Here is a 17,313-nt window from a genome sequence, read left to right on the forward strand (position 1 = left end):
CTAGTCCTCAAGGATCACAAACGCCACCGCGTAGTCTGCCTCATCGCTAAGCGTTACATGGGCAGACGATGCGCCGGTAGCTTGAAAGAGGCGCTGCGCTTCTCCGCTGAGCATGAAGCTTGGCTTACCCAAGGCATCATTGACGACTTGGATATCGCTCCATCGCATTCCGCTTCGCAGACCTAGACCAAGCGCTTTAACAAAGGCTTCTTTGGCAGCAAACCGCTTTGCTAAATAGGCTTCCGGTTCGCCTTTTTGACGCCATACGGCTTGCTCTTGAGGCCCTAGAATACGCGCGGCAAAGCGCGGCCCATGCCGCTGAATAGCGCGAGTAAAGCGTTCTACCCGCGCGATATCAGAGCCAATACCCACAATCACTGATTAACACCCATGCTCATCGCTCAATGCCCACAACAGCCGCTGTGTTGATGGTCGTGGTCGTGGTCGTGGTCATGGGCATCTAACGCCGCCATTAAGCCTGCTTCTTGACCTGCGATGATTAAGCGCTTCATCTCTTGTACGGCCTCTTTTAGCCCCACAAACAGCGCTCTAGCAATAATCGCATGCCCAATGTTCAACTCGTTAACACCGGGAAGCGCCGCAATGGCTTCAACATTATGGTAGTGCAGGCCATGCCCGGCATTGACGACCAATCCTAACGAAACGGCGTGGACTGCCGCTGCGCTAAGGCGGTCATACTCAACGTTTGCTTCAACACTGCCTGGCGTTGCCTCTGCATAGGCACCGGTGTGTAACTCAATCGTCGGCGCACCCGCACGAACGGCAGCGTCGATCTGCGCCTCATCAGGATCAATAAAGAGAGAGACATCACAGCCTACTGCCTTAAGACGCTGGCAGGCTGCGGCAATTTGATCAAACCCACCTACCACGTCTAGGCCACCCTCGGTGGTGAGTTCTTCACGCTTTTCGGGCACTAAACAGACGTGCCTAGGGCGTATCTCTTCAGCTAGCGCCAGCATCTCTTCGGTGACGGCCATCTCTAAATTCATTCGTGTATTAAGCACTTCGGCCAATATACGAACATCCCTAGGTTGGATATGCCGCCGATCTTCACGTAAATGGACGGTAATACCGTCTGCCCCGGCCTCTTCGGCGAGCAGCGCTGCCTGAACCGGATCTGGGTAGCGAGTACCTCGCGCTTGGCGCAGCGTCGCAATGTGATCAATATTTACGCCCAATAAAATACGCGGGGGGTGCATAACGTGTCTCCAATAATGAACAGCAGAGTATTTCGTCACTGAGTACTGCCTGAAACCAGGGCTTAACGCTGTCGACGACGGGCTAAATCGAGCATCAGCTCACGGGAGCGTAATGCGGTTGCGCCCAAATGAGGCGCAAGCGCTGCCCGCATGACCGCTTTTAAAGCACTGGCTAATCCCGTGGACTGCCAATCGCCCTGTTCAATGTAACGCAGGGTGCGGCCTTCAATCCCCGGTTCAGCAGGTAAAAAAGCGCGGCTTAATGCGTCAAACCGGTAGCAGGTTTGTGGGTCAAGCGGGCTACCATCTGGGCAACAGAAGCGTGGGGTTGCCTCTAACACTTCCAATAACGCCCACTCAAATCTGCGCAAGCCGAGGGCACGATCAGCGGGCATCGGCAGGGCTTCTAGCAAGGCGCTGTAGTAAGCAAACACTTCCTGAGCGCTGAGTTCCAGAGGGAGTAGTCGCGTCGCAATTTCATTGGCATAAAGGCCGCAAAGTAGCCCCTCGCCTGCTAGCAGCGCAGTATGACCACGGGACTCCATCAGGGTTAACCGTTTGAGTTCCTGTTCGCCCCGCCAAGCCACAAATAGCGGTGTAAACGGCTGTAGACGCTGTCGAGACTTGGAGCCGGGCCGCTGCCCCCCGTGGGCAACAGCTCGAATACGCCCATGGTTGAGCGTTAGCAGATCGACCAGCGCACTGGTTTCACGGTACGCCCTGCGATGCAGTAAAAACGCGGGTTCTGCCGACATTACAGCCCTCAATCGAGGTCGTAACCCAGACTTTTCAATGCGCGTTCATCATCTGACCAGCCGCGTTTCACTTTCACCCACAGGTTCAGCATTACCTTGGTGCCAAGCGCTCGCTCCATATCTAGACGTGCTTCGCGGCCAATGCTCTTTATCCGATCGCCGTTTTCGCCGATCAGGATGACCTTCTGCCCCTGGCGCTCAACGAGAATCAGCGCGCTAATGTGGGTAACGCGCTCGGTCTCACGAAACTCTTCAATTTCCACCGTCATTTGATACGGCAGCTCATCTCCCAACTGACGCATCACTTTTTCACGCACCAGCTCAGCGGCCATAAAGCGCAGGCTTTTGTCGGTGATTTGGTCTTCAGGGAAAAAGTGAATACTTTCTGGCAGATGTTTAGCTACTTCTTCTTCCAGCGTATCAACTTGGGTACCGTGCTTGGCAGAAATGGGTACCACTGCCGCAAACTCACGGCGGGCGCCTACTTCAGCCAGCCACGGGAGTAGATCGCTCTTATCCGTGAGGCGATCCACTTTATTGACCGCTAGAATAACCGGCGCCTTCACGTGCTCTAAACGCTTTAATACCGCCTGATCCTCTTCGGTCCAGCGGGTGCGGTCGATAATAAACACAACGCAGTCGACATCACGCAGCGCCTGGGTGGCCGCCTGGTTCATAAAGCGGTTGATAGCCTTATTGCGGTCTTTGGACATGATGTGCATGCCCGGCGTATCAACGTAAATAAACTGGGTCTCATCAACCGTTTTAATCCCCATGACCTGGTGGCGCGTGGTTTGCGGCCGCCGCGAGGTGATGGAGATCTTTTGCCCTAGAATGCGATTCATGAGGGTTGATTTGCCTACGTTGGGCCGACCAACGATGGCCACGAATCCGCAGGTTTGGCTCATGATTTATCTCCAGGATGTTTTTCAAGGTAGGAAAGGGCTTCTTCAGCTGCTTGCTGTTCAGCATGACGGCGGCTGGGGCCTTTACCGGTGGTATGCTCGCTCAACAAATCAATGTAGCACTCCACGGTAAAGGTCTGGGCATGCGCCTCTCCCTTTACAGAGACCACTTCATAGCGCGGTAGCGCCGCTTGGCGCGACTGCAAAAACTCTTGCAAGCGTGTTTTCGGATCTTTTTGGGTATCTTGCAACGAAATATTCTCTAGCCGTTCGGCGTACCAGGCCATGACACGCTCGCGCACTGCATCCATACCCGCATCAAGATAGATCGCGCCGATAACAGCCTCAACGGCATCGGCTAAGATAGATTCACGGCGGTGGCCGCCGCTTTTCATTTCACCGGAACCAAGCCGCAAACACTCGCCAAAGGCCATTTCTCGGGCCAGCTCTGCCAGGGTTTGACCTTTCACAAGGCGGGCTCGCAGGCGCGATAACTGCCCCTCTCTAGCTTGTGGAAAGCGTTGAAACAGCGCCTCAGCAATTACGAAGTTGACGATAGAGTCACCCAAAAATTCCAGGCGCTCATTGTTACGACCACCGTAACTGCGGTGCGTCATGGCCAGCTCCAACAGCGAGTGATCGCCAAAGGTATGGCCGATTCGTCGGCAAAAAGCGGTTAAGGAATTACTCACAGTGCTCCTACGTCATTGACGTTAACTAAGATAACCACACTATCAACTTGCAACATAATCGATTTGCAACATAACGGGTTTGCAACACATACAGCGTCACTCAATACGACGCACGCTCGTAAAACTGGGCAGGCCACCATCCCAATGCATCCATACCGCAAAGGCGCGCCCTACGATGTTCTCTTCCGGCACAAAGCCCCAATAGCGGCTGTCATTGGAGTGATCGCGGTTATCACCCATAGTAAAATAGTGCCCCTCGGGCACCCTTATCTCCCGCATTTGCGGGCCAGGATCACGGGGGTTGTTATAAATATAGTGGCTAACGCCACCCAGCCGCTCTTCTAACAGGAGCTGCTGGGGAGAGTCCTCAGGCCCCTCTTCAATCAGCGCTTTGTTGACCCGCTCACCATTAATATATAGCTGCTTGCCCTCATAACGAATAGTGTCGCCAGGCAACCCGACAACGCGCTTAATAAAATTGACGGAGGGTTCGTCGGGGAAACGAAACACCATCACATCGCCCCGTTCGGGGTCATCCACCTCTAAAAAGCGGTTATGCACAACGGGGAGGCGCAGACCATAGGCGAATTTATTCACGAGAATAAAATCACCCACTTCCAGCGTAGGCTTCATTGAGCCAGAAGGAATCTGAAATGGCTCAACAACGAAGCTGCGCACCACCAGCACTACCAAAAGCACGGGGAAAAATGACCGCGCATAATCGACCGGCCAAGGTTCTTTAAGCAGCTTTTCACTGGTAACGGCATCTAAGCCCTCTCCCGCATTGGCTTCGGCTGCTTCAAAGCGCTGGCGACGCTTGGGTTTGAGTAGCAGCACATCCAGTAGATAAATAACGCCGGAGATTGCGACCGCCAACACCAGTAGTAATGAAAAATCCATGGGGGGTAAGTATCCCTAGTCGTTTACCTTGAGCACAGCAAGGAAGGCATCCTGGGGAATTTCAACACGCCCCACCTGTTTCATCCGTTTCTTACCGGCCTTCTGTTTTTCCAAGAGCTTTTTCTTACGGCTGACATCACCGCCGTAACATTTGGCCGTCACGTTTTTACGCAGCGCTTTCACCGTTGAACGCGCGACAACCTGGCCACCAATGGCCGCCTGAATAGCCACATCAAACATTTGGCGTGGAATCAGCTCTTTCATTTTTTCCACTAGCAGCCGACCGCGGCTATGCGCATGGTCGCGGTGGATAATAACGGCCAGCGCGTCAACTTTATCGCCGTTAATCAACACGTCCAGACGAACCAACTTAGCTGCTTCAAAACGTTCAAAGTTATATTCAAGCGATGCATAGCCACGGGAAATCGACTTCAAGCGGTCAAAGAAATCCATAACCACTTCAGACATCGGCAGCTCGTAAGCCAACTGAATTTGATTACCCAAAAACTGCATATCCCGCTGCGTACCACGACGCTGTTCGCACTCAGCAATTACGTTACCCACATACTCTTGAGGCACCAGGATGCTGGCACGGACAATGGGTTCACGCATCTCGTCCACGTCGGCCATATCAGGCAATTTAGACGGGTTGGAGATGTAGCTCACATCGCCGTTTTTCATGGCTAATTCATAAACCACCGTGGGCGCGGTAGTCAGCAGGTCAATATCATATTCACGTTCAAGGCGCTCTTGGATGATCTCCATGTGCAGCGTGCCAAGAAAGCCCACGCGAAAGCCAAAGCCAAGAGCATCGGAGTTTTCCGGCTCATACTCTAACGAAGCATCGTTAAGCGCGAGTTTTTCAAGTGCATCACGAAAGTCTTCGTAATCATCCGCACTGACCGGGAACATACCTGCATAAACCTGGGGCTTAACTTTTTGGAAACCTGGCAGGCGTGGAACGTCGGGAGTTTTGGTATGGGTAATAGTGTCACCCACCGGCGCCCCGTGAATCTCTTTAATACCGGCGACAATAAAACCTACTTCACCCGCACGAAGGATATCGGTCTGCTTGCGCTGCGGGGTGAAGATACCGACTTCGGTAGCGCCCCAGTCGCGGCCTGTCGATTTAATGCGGATTTTATCGCCTTTACGCAGCGTGCCGTCGAATAGCCTAACCAGCGAAACAACCCCCAAATAGTTATCAAACCAGGAGTCGATAATCAGCGCTTGCAGTGGCGCACTGGGGTCACCCTTGGGCGGCGGAATATCACGAACTAACCGTTCAAGCAGGGCATCGATACCAATTCCGCTTTTAGCTGATACTTGGCAGGCATCCGTCGCATCAAGACCGATAATCTCTTCGATCTCTTGGGCAACCTTGTCGCAGTCCGCTTGGGGTAAATCGATTTTGTTTAGTACAGGTAGGACTTCAAGTCCTTGCTCGATAGCGGTATAGCAGTTGGCGACCGATTGAGCCTCTACACCTTGCGCAGCATCCACCACCAGCAATGCGCCTTCACAAGCGTAGAGCGAGCGAGAAACCTCGTAAGAAAAATCAACGTGGCCAGGCGTATCGATAAAGTTAAGCTGATACACCTGCCCATCGGCAGCCGTATAATCCAGTGTAACCGACTGCGCTTTAATGGTAATCCCACGTTCGCGCTCAATGTCCATGGAGTCGAGCACTTGCTCTTTAAGCTCACGCTCGGTTAACCCCTCACAGGTTTGAATCAAACGATCTGATAGCGTCGACTTACCATGATCGATATGCGCGATGATGGAGAAATTACGTATGTGTTTGAGTTTTTCGCTGGAAACGTCTTGAGACATCGAGTGTGCTCTACCTTATGGGTGCGCAAGGGGTGGTGGGCTCGATTTGGCCACCGAGCGCAGGTCATAATATTTGCCCACACCACCCAAATGCCAATGTTCGTCAAAAAGATAAGCGCCATTGTAGCGATATGCGCGGGATAGGAACAGCAGTCCGGCGAGAACCGCCGGACCGGAAGGGTATTAAAGAAGTTACTCTAAGCGTAAAGCCACAAATAGCGAGCGGCCATCGCGGTATAAACGCAGTGGAATAGCACGATCGCTGGGCAGCTCCTCAACGATGCTTAGTAACTCATCTGCAGTAGATACGGTGCGATGATCAATACTCACCAGTATATCGCCTGGGCGTAGGCCGGCCTGAGCCGCCACGCTATCAGCTTCTACTTGGCGAACCTCGACACCGCCACTAATATTCAAACGTTCGCGGGTGGCCTCATCTACCTCGGCGACCGCGACACCTAAACGCACCTGGTCGTTACTACTAGACGATGACCGAGGCGATTCTGCATTCGGCCAGCTGCCTAGCTCAACTGTTTCAGTCACCTGTTCACCATCGCGCATTAGCGTAAGCTCTACTTCACGTCCTGGCGCTACCCGGCCAATCAAGCGCGGCAACGTGCTTGAGCGGTCAACTTCTTCACCGTTGACCTCAACCACCACATCACCGGCCTGGAGACCACCCTGGGCTGCGGGGCCTTCAGGATCAAGATCCGCAATCAGCGCACCCACTGCCTCATCCATACCAAAGGATTCGGCCAAATCCCGCGAAACCGGCTGAATCATCACCCCCAGCCAGCCACGGTTGACTTGACCATCTTCGCGCAGTTGATCGGCCACATCCATGGCAACGTTGATCGGGATAGCAAATGATAGCCCCATGAAGCCACCGCTGCGGGTAAAGATCTGTGAGTTAATCCCAACCACTTCCCCCTGAAGGTTGAACAGTGGACCGCCTGAGTTACCGGGATTAATCGCCACGTCCGTTTGAATAAAGGGAACGTAAACATCACGCGGCAGCGTGCGATTAATAGCACTGACAATACCAGCGGTTACCGAATAGTCGAAGCCAAATGGTGAACCAATTGCCGCAACCCACTCGCCGACTCTTAGCTCGTCAGAATCCCCTAAGTCCAGCACGGGCAAGTTATTCGCATCGATTTTAAGCAACGCGACATCCGTCTGGCTGTCGCTACCAATAAGTTCGGCTGTCAGCTCACGGCGATCGTTCAAGCGTACCAGTATCTCATCGGCATCCTGTACTACATGGGCGTTAGTCAGCACGTAACCATCTGCACTAATCACAAAGCCCGAACCTAGCGATTGACGCTCTTGGCTTCTGCCCTGACTACCTCCAGGCGGCACAGGGAAACTATCACCAAAGAAGTGTCTGAATATTTCGGGGAGTTCTTGTCCGCCAAACCCGTGGCCAGCAGGCCCACCTCGCTGGATAGTTCGGCTAGTTGAAATATTAACGACACCAGGGGCTGCATCTTCAACCAGCTCAGTAAAGTCTGGAAGATTTTGCGCATGGGCAGTTTGGCCCATCATCAATAGCGCAACTACGCATAGCCACAGGGTAGAGGGGAGAACCAAGCGCTTCATGCAACAGCTCCTAGTCAAGCAGATACGATACGAAGGGGAAGCAACTCGCAGTGAGTCACAGGACAATTAACTGACCAATCGTGGCCGAAAGCGTTCCATACGTCCGTGTAGGCTATATTTAAGGGCAGCAGCACCACACATCAATGTCCCGAAAAAAACAGCGGCCGTTTGCCACTCTGAGGCTTCCACCCAAACGGCTACACCTGAAAGTAACAAAGCAACCACTAGCGGCAAGGTATAAACCAGTAACGCGACGGCGGTAAGGTCGGCTTTGAAAACGCTGAACGTAACAGAAGCGCCAATGGGGTAACGCTGTTGATAGTGTTCGGGGGGGCAATCAGTTTTCAATATGATCTGCTGCTGTTGACGCCGGGCTATCAGCCCCATGCCACACCCACGCCCTTTTGCGCACTCCTCGCAGCTCTCTACGACTGATACATCGACTTTAATGTCTTGCGGCGGCATGTAGCCCACTACAGTGCCGGTGCGCAGCAGCCCAGTGCAAGAGAGATCACTCATAAGCAATTACTAGAAAACACTCATTCAAGTTCAATGGACTGCACAATTCTAAGCAGGAGAGGCGGCGGCAGCTCCCCTACTCCTATTAATTGCCAGCGCTGCTCATCTTCATTTACGAACGACACTGCCACAGTAGACACACCAAGAGTGTGAATACCCGGCTCAAGGGCTGTTTGCATCACAGGAGTAGCAAATACGCTTAAAGAAGCTAAGCCGTCGCTAAAAAATTGCTGTTCCGCTTCGCTAACACCACCCTCAACAGGTTGGGCCAAAAAGCCATCGGGCAGCCACGTAACTTGCCAAGCTCTATCAGGGACGGTAGGTGTATCGTCGGCACTGATAGAACCGCGATAAGGTTCAGGGGATTGAAGCTGAGTCACTTGGAAGGTTTCCAGCACTCTATCTTGTGAATCGCTTAATACGGACTTTAGTAACAGCCCTGTCTCTTTATCGACCCACCATTCATGATGATAGCGATTACCATCATGGGGTACAAAAGTCAGCTGTACGGCGGAGCGTCCAGCCACACGGCTATTGTCCTCGAGCGTAATAGCGTAATGATCAGCAATATGGGCAGCCCACGCCTCTGGAGTAGACGGGGATGTATTTCCACTGTCGCCAAACCATGCCTGCCGCCCTGCATGGGAGCGGCGCTCAACGCTGATTGACGGGCCATCAAGGTGTTGAACCACCTGCTGACGCACCCCATCATGAATGCGATGCGATAGCGCCAGGGTACGCACTCCCAGCGGGTCAATTGAAACGGCTCTTGCTTGAAATAAGTAACAGTGGTTTGCGTATCTGCTATACACAAGCCACTGTTCAACACTACTGGGTGAGTTTTGAGACTCTATCGATGCACACGCATTTGCATCAATTGACTCTGCATGACTGTTTGCTTCAACCGGTGTTAAAAAAAAGTGAGCACTTAACGTGATTAAGCTAAGTGCGAATACTTTTTTAAAAGGGATACCTAAAAAGGCAGTAGCAACGTTCGTCATACCTCTATCCATTATCCCTTTATCAACATTACGCTTACCTGTGAAGGCCGTGGAGACTCTTTAGACAGTGATTAACGCTGGCCCAACGGCTCTGTTACAGAAGAAGAACGCATCAAAGGCATCCAGCTATCGGCATTGCCGCTCGCTGCGCCTTGGGCATGCTGTTCTAAATAATTTTGAAGCAAACGAATTTGATCGATATCGATAGAAGCACTCTGCTGAGACATCACGCTCTGCGATGCGGTAGGCCCAGAAAAGCCAGCCTCACTAACATTCATAAGCCCGCTGTTACCACCCTGACCATTGATACGAAACGGCGTAGGTTCGAACATTGGCATATTAGAGGAAGGCACTGTAGCGGGCTGAGACGACGCTAAGCTTACTGGCTGTACTTGTGCTCCCGTTGAAGGTGTCGCAGCAAAATCACCCGATTCCTGACCATTAGAGCTGTTATTGCTGCCCAGGAATTGAACACCTGTAATCACCATTAACGATACCGCCGCAGCAACACCCGCACCTCGCGCAAATGATATGCCATTCGATTTGGCGGGCATGGCTTGCTGCTCATCGCCCAGCGATGGTGCTGGCTCGTCACGAAGCCGTTCCATAATACCTGCGGAGAGGTCAACACTCACGTCCACTTCGCGTTCACGATGCATCATGCTGCGCGCTAGGTGATAACGTCGCCACGTCTCAGCCGCATCACTGTCATCAGGCAACGACTTTAACACTCGGCGCAGTTCAAGCTCATCGCTTTCACTATCCATTAACGCCGAAAGCGATTCCCGTGTGTTTTGACTCATACTTCACACCCTCACACTGTGTTAGAAGGAGCACCAAGGCAAGACTGTAAAAAATACAGAACACCGCGGCCGCTCCACAGGCCAATACCCTATTGCAAAAAATGTTTGCAAAAATCCTAGTTCAAAGACCCCATTTCAAATCTACCGTCCAGGGCTATGACGCTTCTCTTGGCTGACAGTTCATAAAAAAAGAAAAAACGTAAAATAATGTGTCGGCAAAGCCTGTTTCCGTCATCAAAAAGCTCGACGCGCCACCAAGATCGTCACGCCCTACTGCTACTCATCACGACTACTCATCACGACTATTACGCGCGGTGGTAACCAGCGGACGAATATGCTCATCAACCGCCTCACGGGCGCGAAAAATACGCGAGCGCACCGTGCCTACCGGGCACTGCATGACCTGGGCAATATCTTCATAAGCAAGTCCATCTAGCTCTCGCAGCGTGATGGCGGTGCGCAAATCTTCTGGCAGCTGCTCAATAGCTTCATACACCGCCGCTTCAAGCTGGTCGCGCGCAATAGCCGCTTCAGGAGACTCAGCATCTGCCAAGCGACCGCTTTGATCGACAATTTCAGCGTCAACAATGTCCAGGTCACTACCCGGCGGTCGCCGCCCTCTGGAAACCAAGTGGTTTTTGGCGGTGTTTATCGCAATCCGATACATCCAGGTGTAAAACGCACTTTCGGCGCGAAACTTGCCAAGCGCCCGGTACGCTTTAATAAATGCCTCTTGGGCAACGTCCTGCACCTCTGAGTGATCGTGCACATAACGACCAATCAAACCAATAATCTTATGCTGGTATTTTTTGACCAGTAGATCAAACGCACGGGTATCGCCTTTCTGGGCACGTTCAACAAGCTGTTGGTCTGTTTCACGAGTGCCCATTCACACGCTCCTCCTGCTTGTACGACAGACATCGAACCTGGGATATTTTTTGCCCTTTTACGCGGGCATTCACAGCAAGCAGCATAGCGTCCCTTGGGCATTAATTAATAATAATGATGATATCAGATGGCAGCGTTGTGCCCTCTGCGCTTTATGCGATTAATTTTCAATAGTGCTTAGTGTTACGCGTTCTGTTCAGCGCATCAAGCGCTTAGCCTTATTGACGAAGCCCTTGTAATGAAAACAGGGCCGCAACGACCGGCACCGGCTTACTAAACGTTGAGGCTGACACTTTCTTAGCTAATCAAGTTCCGCAACAATTGATTTTTACTCCCCTCACGCGCCATAGTAGAGACCACTTTTGACCACCGCGCATACAGGTAGCACGATGTCTGATCAGCAGGTTAGTAACCTTAACGTTCTTGCCCAGGACGTTCTTACCACCCCCGAAGCACTAAAAGACGCCATCCCTCTGACCGAAACCGCCGAGCGTTCGGTGATTGAAGGGCGAACTACTATTCAGAATATTTTAGATGGTAAAGACCCCCGTCTACTTGTCGTCGTAGGGCCATGCTCTATTCACGATGTTGACGCCGCGCTGGACTACGCCCGCCGTTTACGCGAGCTGGCCGACCAAGTAAGCGATAGCCTGTACATAGTGATGCGCGTCTATTTTGAAAAGCCTCGCACCACTGTTGGCTGGAAAGGCTTGATCAACGACCCGCACCTCAATGACTCGTTTGAGATTGACGAAGGGCTCCACATTGCCCGCAAGCTACTGGTGGATCTGGCCGAAATGGGCTTACCACTGGCAACCGAAGCACTCGACCCCATTTCACCCCAGTACCTACAAGACTGTATTAGCTGGTCAGCTGTTGGCGCGCGTACCACAGAGTCTCAGACCCACCGCGAAATGGCGTCGGGCCTCTCCTGCCCCGTCGGTTTCAAAAACGGCACCGACGGCAGCCTGGATGTAGCAATTAATGCGCTTGAATCCGTTGCCCACCCGCATAACTTTCTGGGTATTAACCAGTCAGGCCAAGTCGCTATTATTCGCACCCGCGGCAACGCTTACGGTCATGTAGTACTTCGCGGCGGCAATGGCAAACCCAACTACGACAGTGTCAGCGTTGCCCTGGCCGAGAAAGAACTGAAGAAAGCTAACCTTTCTGCCAACATCATGATCGACTGCTCTCACGCGAACTCTAACAAAGACGCAGCCCTGCAGCCGTTGGTACTGGAAAATGTGACTAACCAGATTTTAGAGGGCAACACCTCGATTGTTGGCCTCATGGTTGAATCCAATATTGGTTGGGGCAATCAAAAAGTACCTGCAAACTTAAGCGATCTTAAGTACGGTGTTTCCATCACCGATGCATGCATCGACTGGGAGACAACGGTCGAAACGTTCACTCGCATGAACGAGAAACTGGCTCCGGTATTGGCAAAGCGCATCGCTCACTAACACGCCGTTGCCCTTAAAACGTCCCGCCGAGCGGAAGCTTGGCGGGACGTTTTTTATGACCAATGCCGAGCCCTCACGACTAAGCTTGGATATCGCGTTTGAAAGGCGGTAGCGCATCCAGCAGTGCTTGGCCGTAACGCCGCGTAATCACTCGTCGATCCAGCAGTGTAATCACACCACGATCACTCTCTTTGCGAATTAAGCGCCCACAGGCCTGCACAAGTTTAATGGACGCGTCTGGCACACTAATCCGCATAAACGGATTACCGCCTTGGCTTTCAATCCATTCAGCCAGCGTGGCTCCAACGGGGTCATCGGGCACTGCAAACGGCAGCCGGGTGATCACCACATGGGTGAGATAGTCACCGGGCAGGTCGATACCTTCTGCAAAACTGGCCAAGCCAAAAATGATGCTGCCATTGCCCTCATCAACCGCCGCACGGTGGCGCTCAAGCAATTCGCGCTTGGGCAGAGCATCCTGCGCTAACACCCGCCCTTTCGTCGCCGCAGGCAACGCTTTTTCCACCGCGCGCAGCTGGGCACGAGAAGAAAACAGCACCAGTGCAGCTTCGCTATCTTCCAATTGAGTTACAAAGGCAATAATGGCATTTTCATGGGCATCACGATCACTGGGATCCGTTGCCTCTTTGGGAACGCGTAGAATGGCATTGGCGTAATCAAAGGGACTTGGCAAGGCCTGATAGCGGTATCGGTTTGCTAACCCTGCGCGCTCTTGGATTCGCTCAAAGCGCCCTAGCGCAGTCAGTGTTGCTGAGGTTACTACCGCACCATGGCAGCGTCCCCACAGATGTTTTGCAAGGGTATGTGCCGCTGACACAGGGCTGGCCGAAAACTCAATTTCCGGCTCGCCCGCAACGCGACTCAGCGTGATCCAACGGGCACTGGGCGGCACATTGGCCGCATCCTGCTCGCTAAACGCTTGCCATAATGCGTGGGCATCCAGCGAACGTCCGTGAAGTAGCGCTATTAGCGGCAGCCATGCCTCAGCTTGATCTCTATCCAACCCGGTTTGTTTATCGGGGTCGAGGCTTTCGCGCAAAATATCGCTAATGCTTTCCAGGTTGCGCGACAGCGTGGCAAACATGACCAGTAGCTGCTGCGCTTGTTCACGCAGCGCCTCCGGCACCTGCCCATTTTCAAAACGCTGCTGATGGCTTACCTCTTCGTCGGCAAGGCCATTTTCTCGACCTGCAAGCTGGTAGCCCATACTAAACACGTCTCCCAGCGCAGGCTCCAAACTATGCAGCAGTTCCGGCAACCCTGCCAGCAAGCGAGCAATGGTTGGCTGTACTGACAAGCCTTGGTGCAGATCCGTCAAACTGCTTTTTAGGGTCTTCAGCCAGCGTAAACACCCATGCACTGCAAAGCGATGGGCAAAGTGAGAAAGTGCTTTATCGGGCAGATGGTGGCCTTCGTCAAACACGAAAATGCAGTTCCCTGGGTCAGGCAAAATCGCGCCACCGCCAAGCGCTAAATCGGCCAACACAAGGTCGTGATTCGCCACAATGACGTCAGCATCCTCTAGCTCACGTCGGGAGCGAAAAAACGCGCAAGCGCCAAAATGGCCGCAGCGCCTGCCGGTGCATTGACGATGGTCGACCGTGAGTTGCCGCCAGTGGCTGTCCTCGATCGACACGGGCCAGTTGTCGCGATCCCCCTCCCATTCGCCTTTTCCATAGGCTTCCGCCATATCGCTCGCTATCACCGTGAAGTCGCTGCTTTCTACCTGCAGCGACTGCTCAAACAACGAAAGCGTGGGATTGGGTTCCGTTCCTTCCAGGGCTTGGTCCAGGCGCGCCACACAGACATAGCGGCCGCGCCCTTTCGCCAAGGCGTAACGAAACGCTATGCCACTGTGGTTGGCCAAAGAGGGCAAATCGTGATTCAGCACCTGCTCTTGAAGCGCAACCGTGGCCGTAGAAACGATCAAGCGTTTGCCCTGCGCCTTGGCAATCGGCAACGCGGCAATCAGGTAGGCCAGTGTTTTACCGGTTCCCGTGCCCGCTTCCAGTACGCAGACATGATGATCGTTTGTGCGCTTGCCTTCACTATCCTGCTCAATGCCACCTAAAGTACGGGCGATTTCAGCAATCATCAGACGCTGGCCGTAGCGTGGTGTCAGGCCAAGCTTTTCCACCACGCTACGATAGGCATCTTGAATATCGCTTTTCAGCGCATTATCGAGCATGCGCGCTACAGCATGCCTTCCGGCGGATGTTCGCAGGGCAGCTTACCGTTAATGTAGCGCTCGATTTCTGGTAGCGAGAACGCATCCTCTTCACCTACAAAGCTAATCGATACGCCTTTCGCCCCAGCACGGCCGGTACGGCCAATGCGATGAACATAGTCTTCCGGATCTTCAGGCAAGGTGTAGTTAATCACGTGGCTGACATCTTCAATATGAATGCCGCGCCCGGCAACATCAGTGGCCACCAGCACTTGAATCTCTCCCTCTCGGAAGCTTTCAAGGGTTTTAATACGCTGATTTTGCGGCACATCGCCCGACAGCATGGCAACGCTGACACCCGCTTTCTTGAGAAGGCTATCTAACTTACGCACGAGATCGCGGCGGTTACCAAACACCATCACACGCTCGAAGCTCTCCTGCTCAAGCAAATTTACCAGCAGGCGCTCTTTGTCATCGTCAGAGACTAAATAGACGCGCTGATCGATATCCGCCTGATTTTCAACAGTTGCTTCTATCTCTACATGGGCAGGATTCAGCGTCCACTGACTCGCCAAACTCAAAATATCATCGGTGAATGTCGCCGAGAAAAGGAAGGTTTGGCGCTCCTCTTTCTTAGGCGTATAGCGAATAATCCGCTTCACATCGGGAATAAATCCCATGGATAGCATGCGATCCGCTTCATCCAGCACCAGCACTTCCACCTCTGAGAGGTCGATGTCACGTTTCTGATGAAAATCCAGTAAACGCCCTGGTGTTGCTACCAAGATATCGATTTTCTTGCCCAGGCTTTCGCGCTGCTTTTGATAGTCCATCCCACCCACAACGCTTGCGACATTGAGCTGGGTGAACCGTGCGAGGGCTTTGGCATCTTTTTCAATTTGCAGCGCCAGCTCGCGGGTAGGCGCAATAATCAACGCGCGGGGAGCGCCCGATTTCTGACCATCCGGGGTTGGCTCTTCCAAGAAATAGGCCAGTACCGAAATTAAGAACGCTGCCGTTTTACCCGTCCCGGTTTGCGCCTTACCGACAATATCGCCGCCTAGCAGCGTTTGACGAAGGGCTTCCGCTTGGATCGGCGTGCAGTATTCAAACCCTTGGGCATGTATAGCGCGCATTAATGGCAGCGGCAGATCAAAGTCATGAAAGCGCCATTTGCCGGCCACGGCAGGCACCTGAAACTGACGAAGATCCCAGTTCGACTGACGGCGACGCGGTTTCCGACGGCGACGTTTAGGCTTGCGGTTCTGGGCCGATGCTGTGGTCTGTTCCGTCTCGCTCATAGGCTATGTATCTGTCCATTGCTGTGGAGGTTAGGCATCTTGACGTGCGCATTGTACCAGGGGTTGGCGATAAGAGCGCGCTCTGCTGTCGAAGGAGTGCGCTAGCCTGTTAGAATGGCGCATAAATTAACCCAAGGAGCGCGACATGACGCGTAAGAAAAAGACTCGTTCACTCGCGGATAAAGTCACTATCCGCACAGGGCGTCGTAAAGATTATAAGAAATGGCGCCACGACAACCCAGATCAAGTGACCTCATCGCGCCGTTTTGTGGCCAAAAAACAGCAGCAGCGTAAGCTTCAAGCGGTGCGTAAACTAGCCCGTCAGCAGGAGGGCCAAAATATCGCTATTCATCCTGAAAAGGAAGGAGACAATCCGTCTGGAGAGCGTTCTTAATGCGTTTGGTCTCGTTCAACATCAATGGCATCCGGGCACGACTGCATCAACTTCAAGCGCTGATTGATACGCAGCAGCCTGACGTCATTGGCCTGCAAGAAACCAAAGTACAAGATAGCGAGTTTCCTCTAGCTGACGTGGAAGCCATGGGCTATCACGTTTTTTATTACGGTCAGAAGGGGCATTATGGGGTTGCCTTACTGTGCCGACAGAAGCCCAAAGCGGTGTTTTATGGCTTTCCTGATGATGAGGAAGACGCCCAACGCCGAATGATTGGCGTGCAATTAGTCGCTGATAATGGCGAAGCTGTTACCATTTGGAACGGTTACTTTCCCCAGGGTGAAAACGTTGAACACCCGACTAAGTTTCCCCACAAGGCGCGCTTCTATCAACAGCTGGCTCGCTTGCTTCACCAGCAGCACCGCCCAGACGAGCAACTGGTGGTAATGGGTGATTTCAACATATCACCAGAAGATCAGGATATCGGGATTGGTGAGCCGAACCGCAAACGCTGGTTGCGCGAAGGTAAAACCAGCTTTCAGCCTGTCGAACGCGAATGGCTGGAGGGCATTAAAGCGTGGGGCCTTAGCGACAGCTATCGTCTGTGTCACCCGGATAACAGTGAGTGGTTCAGCTGGTTTGACTATCGCTCCAAGGGGTTTGATCGCGAGCCCAAGCGCGGCCTGCGCATTGACTACATTCTGGTCTCTAAACCGCTTGCCGAATGCATCACCGGTGCGGGCATTGATTATGCACTGCGCGGCATGGAGCGGCCTTCCGATCACGCGCCCGTCTGGAGCGAATTTTCACTTCACCTTAGTGAACAATAAACGACCGAGAGGCTCC

At 53.0% G+C, this 17,313-nt stretch carries 17 protein-coding genes; 3 read left to right on the forward strand and 14 right to left on the reverse strand.

Going from position 1 to position 17,313, the window contains the following annotated elements; genetic code table 11:
• The 12 genes from acpS to rpoE form a co-directional block, all read right to left on the reverse strand.
• Entirely contained in the window at window positions 1–378 is a 378-nt protein-coding gene (acpS, locus tag LG301_RS09125) for a holo-ACP synthase (protein WP_404470769.1), read from the reverse strand.
• A gap of 23 nt (window positions 379–401) precedes the next feature.
• Entirely contained in the window at window positions 402–1,220 is an 819-nt protein-coding gene (gene pdxJ, locus LG301_RS09130) for a pyridoxine 5'-phosphate synthase (protein WP_404470770.1), read from the reverse strand.
• A 62-nt stretch (window positions 1,221–1,282) separates the two neighbouring features.
• Window positions 1,283–1,975 (reverse strand): DNA repair protein RecO, encoded by a 693-nt coding sequence (gene recO / locus LG301_RS09135; protein ID WP_263068432.1) that lies wholly within the window; start codon window positions 1,973–1,975, stop codon window positions 1,283–1,285.
• 8 nt (window positions 1,976–1,983) lie between these two features.
• Window positions 1,984–2,883: a GTPase Era gene (gene era, locus LG301_RS09140; RefSeq protein WP_009099393.1), complete on the reverse strand. Its 900-nt coding sequence runs from the start codon at window positions 2,881–2,883 to the stop codon at window positions 1,984–1,986.
• Window positions 2,880–3,572, reverse strand: coding sequence for a ribonuclease III (rnc, locus tag LG301_RS09145; RefSeq protein WP_263068431.1), 693 nt, complete (start codon window positions 3,570–3,572; stop codon window positions 2,880–2,882). The genes era and rnc overlap by 4 nt, the downstream gene beginning before the upstream one ends.
• Before the next feature lie 96 nt (window positions 3,573–3,668).
• The gene (lepB, locus tag LG301_RS09150; RefSeq protein WP_404470771.1) at window positions 3,669–4,472 is read right to left on the reverse strand and encodes a signal peptidase I; all 804 of its coding nucleotides are present in this window, start codon (window positions 4,470–4,472) and stop codon (window positions 3,669–3,671) included.
• 15 nt (window positions 4,473–4,487) lie between these two features.
• Window positions 4,488–6,305 carry a translation elongation factor 4 gene (lepA, locus tag LG301_RS09155; RefSeq protein WP_263068428.1) on the reverse strand — a complete coding sequence of 606 codons (1,818 nt, stop codon included), beginning with the start codon at window positions 6,303–6,305 and terminating at the stop codon, window positions 4,488–4,490.
• 192 nt (window positions 6,306–6,497) lie between these two features.
• Window positions 6,498–7,907 (reverse strand): DegQ family serine endoprotease, encoded by a 1,410-nt coding sequence (locus LG301_RS09160; RefSeq protein WP_404470772.1) that lies wholly within the window; start codon window positions 7,905–7,907, stop codon window positions 6,498–6,500.
• 66 nt (window positions 7,908–7,973) lie between these two features.
• Entirely contained in the window at window positions 7,974–8,426 is a 453-nt protein-coding gene (locus LG301_RS09165; protein WP_404470773.1) for a SoxR reducing system RseC family protein, read from the reverse strand.
• A 20-nt stretch (window positions 8,427–8,446) separates the two neighbouring features.
• The gene (locus LG301_RS09170; protein WP_404470774.1) at window positions 8,447–9,427 is read right to left on the reverse strand and encodes a MucB/RseB C-terminal domain-containing protein; all 981 of its coding nucleotides are present in this window, start codon (window positions 9,425–9,427) and stop codon (window positions 8,447–8,449) included.
• A gap of 71 nt (window positions 9,428–9,498) precedes the next feature.
• Entirely contained in the window at window positions 9,499–10,230 is a 732-nt protein-coding gene (locus LG301_RS09175) for a sigma-E factor negative regulatory protein (RefSeq protein WP_404470775.1), read from the reverse strand.
• Window positions 10,231–10,519: 289 nt separating this feature from the next.
• The gene (gene rpoE, locus LG301_RS09180) at window positions 10,520–11,119 is read right to left on the reverse strand and encodes an RNA polymerase sigma factor RpoE (RefSeq protein ID WP_404470776.1); all 600 of its coding nucleotides are present in this window, start codon (window positions 11,117–11,119) and stop codon (window positions 10,520–10,522) included.
• 388 nt (window positions 11,120–11,507) lie between these two features.
• Between rpoE and LG301_RS09185 the strand changes: the two genes are divergently transcribed.
• Window positions 11,508–12,584, forward strand: a complete 1,077-nt coding sequence (locus LG301_RS09185; protein ID WP_404470777.1) for a 3-deoxy-7-phosphoheptulonate synthase — start codon at window positions 11,508–11,510, stop codon at window positions 12,582–12,584.
• Window positions 12,585–12,663: 79 nt separating this feature from the next.
• Here the strand turns inward: LG301_RS09185 and dinG are convergent, their stop codons facing one another.
• The gene (gene dinG / locus LG301_RS09190) at window positions 12,664–14,793 is read right to left on the reverse strand and encodes an ATP-dependent DNA helicase DinG (RefSeq protein ID WP_404470778.1); all 2,130 of its coding nucleotides are present in this window, start codon (window positions 14,791–14,793) and stop codon (window positions 12,664–12,666) included.
• A 5-nt stretch (window positions 14,794–14,798) separates the two neighbouring features.
• Complete coding sequence (gene rhlB, locus LG301_RS09195; RefSeq protein ID WP_404470779.1) at window positions 14,799–16,073, reverse strand: ATP-dependent RNA helicase RhlB; 1,275 nt, start codon at window positions 16,071–16,073, stop codon at window positions 14,799–14,801.
• A gap of 145 nt (window positions 16,074–16,218) precedes the next feature.
• On the opposite strand from rhlB, the gene LG301_RS09200 reads away from it, so the two are divergent.
• Complete coding sequence (locus LG301_RS09200) at window positions 16,219–16,467, forward strand: hypothetical protein (RefSeq protein ID WP_263068415.1); 249 nt, start codon at window positions 16,219–16,221, stop codon at window positions 16,465–16,467.
• Complete coding sequence (xthA, locus tag LG301_RS09205) at window positions 16,467–17,297, forward strand: exodeoxyribonuclease III (RefSeq protein ID WP_404470781.1); 831 nt, start codon at window positions 16,467–16,469, stop codon at window positions 17,295–17,297. Before LG301_RS09200 ends, xthA begins: the two co-directional genes overlap by 1 nt.
• Window positions 17,298–17,313 lie beyond the last annotated feature (16 nt).

It is taken from the genome of Vreelandella venusta (assembly GCF_044809155.1).
Taxonomy (GTDB): domain Bacteria; phylum Pseudomonadota; class Gammaproteobacteria; order Pseudomonadales; family Halomonadaceae; genus Vreelandella; species Vreelandella venusta_B.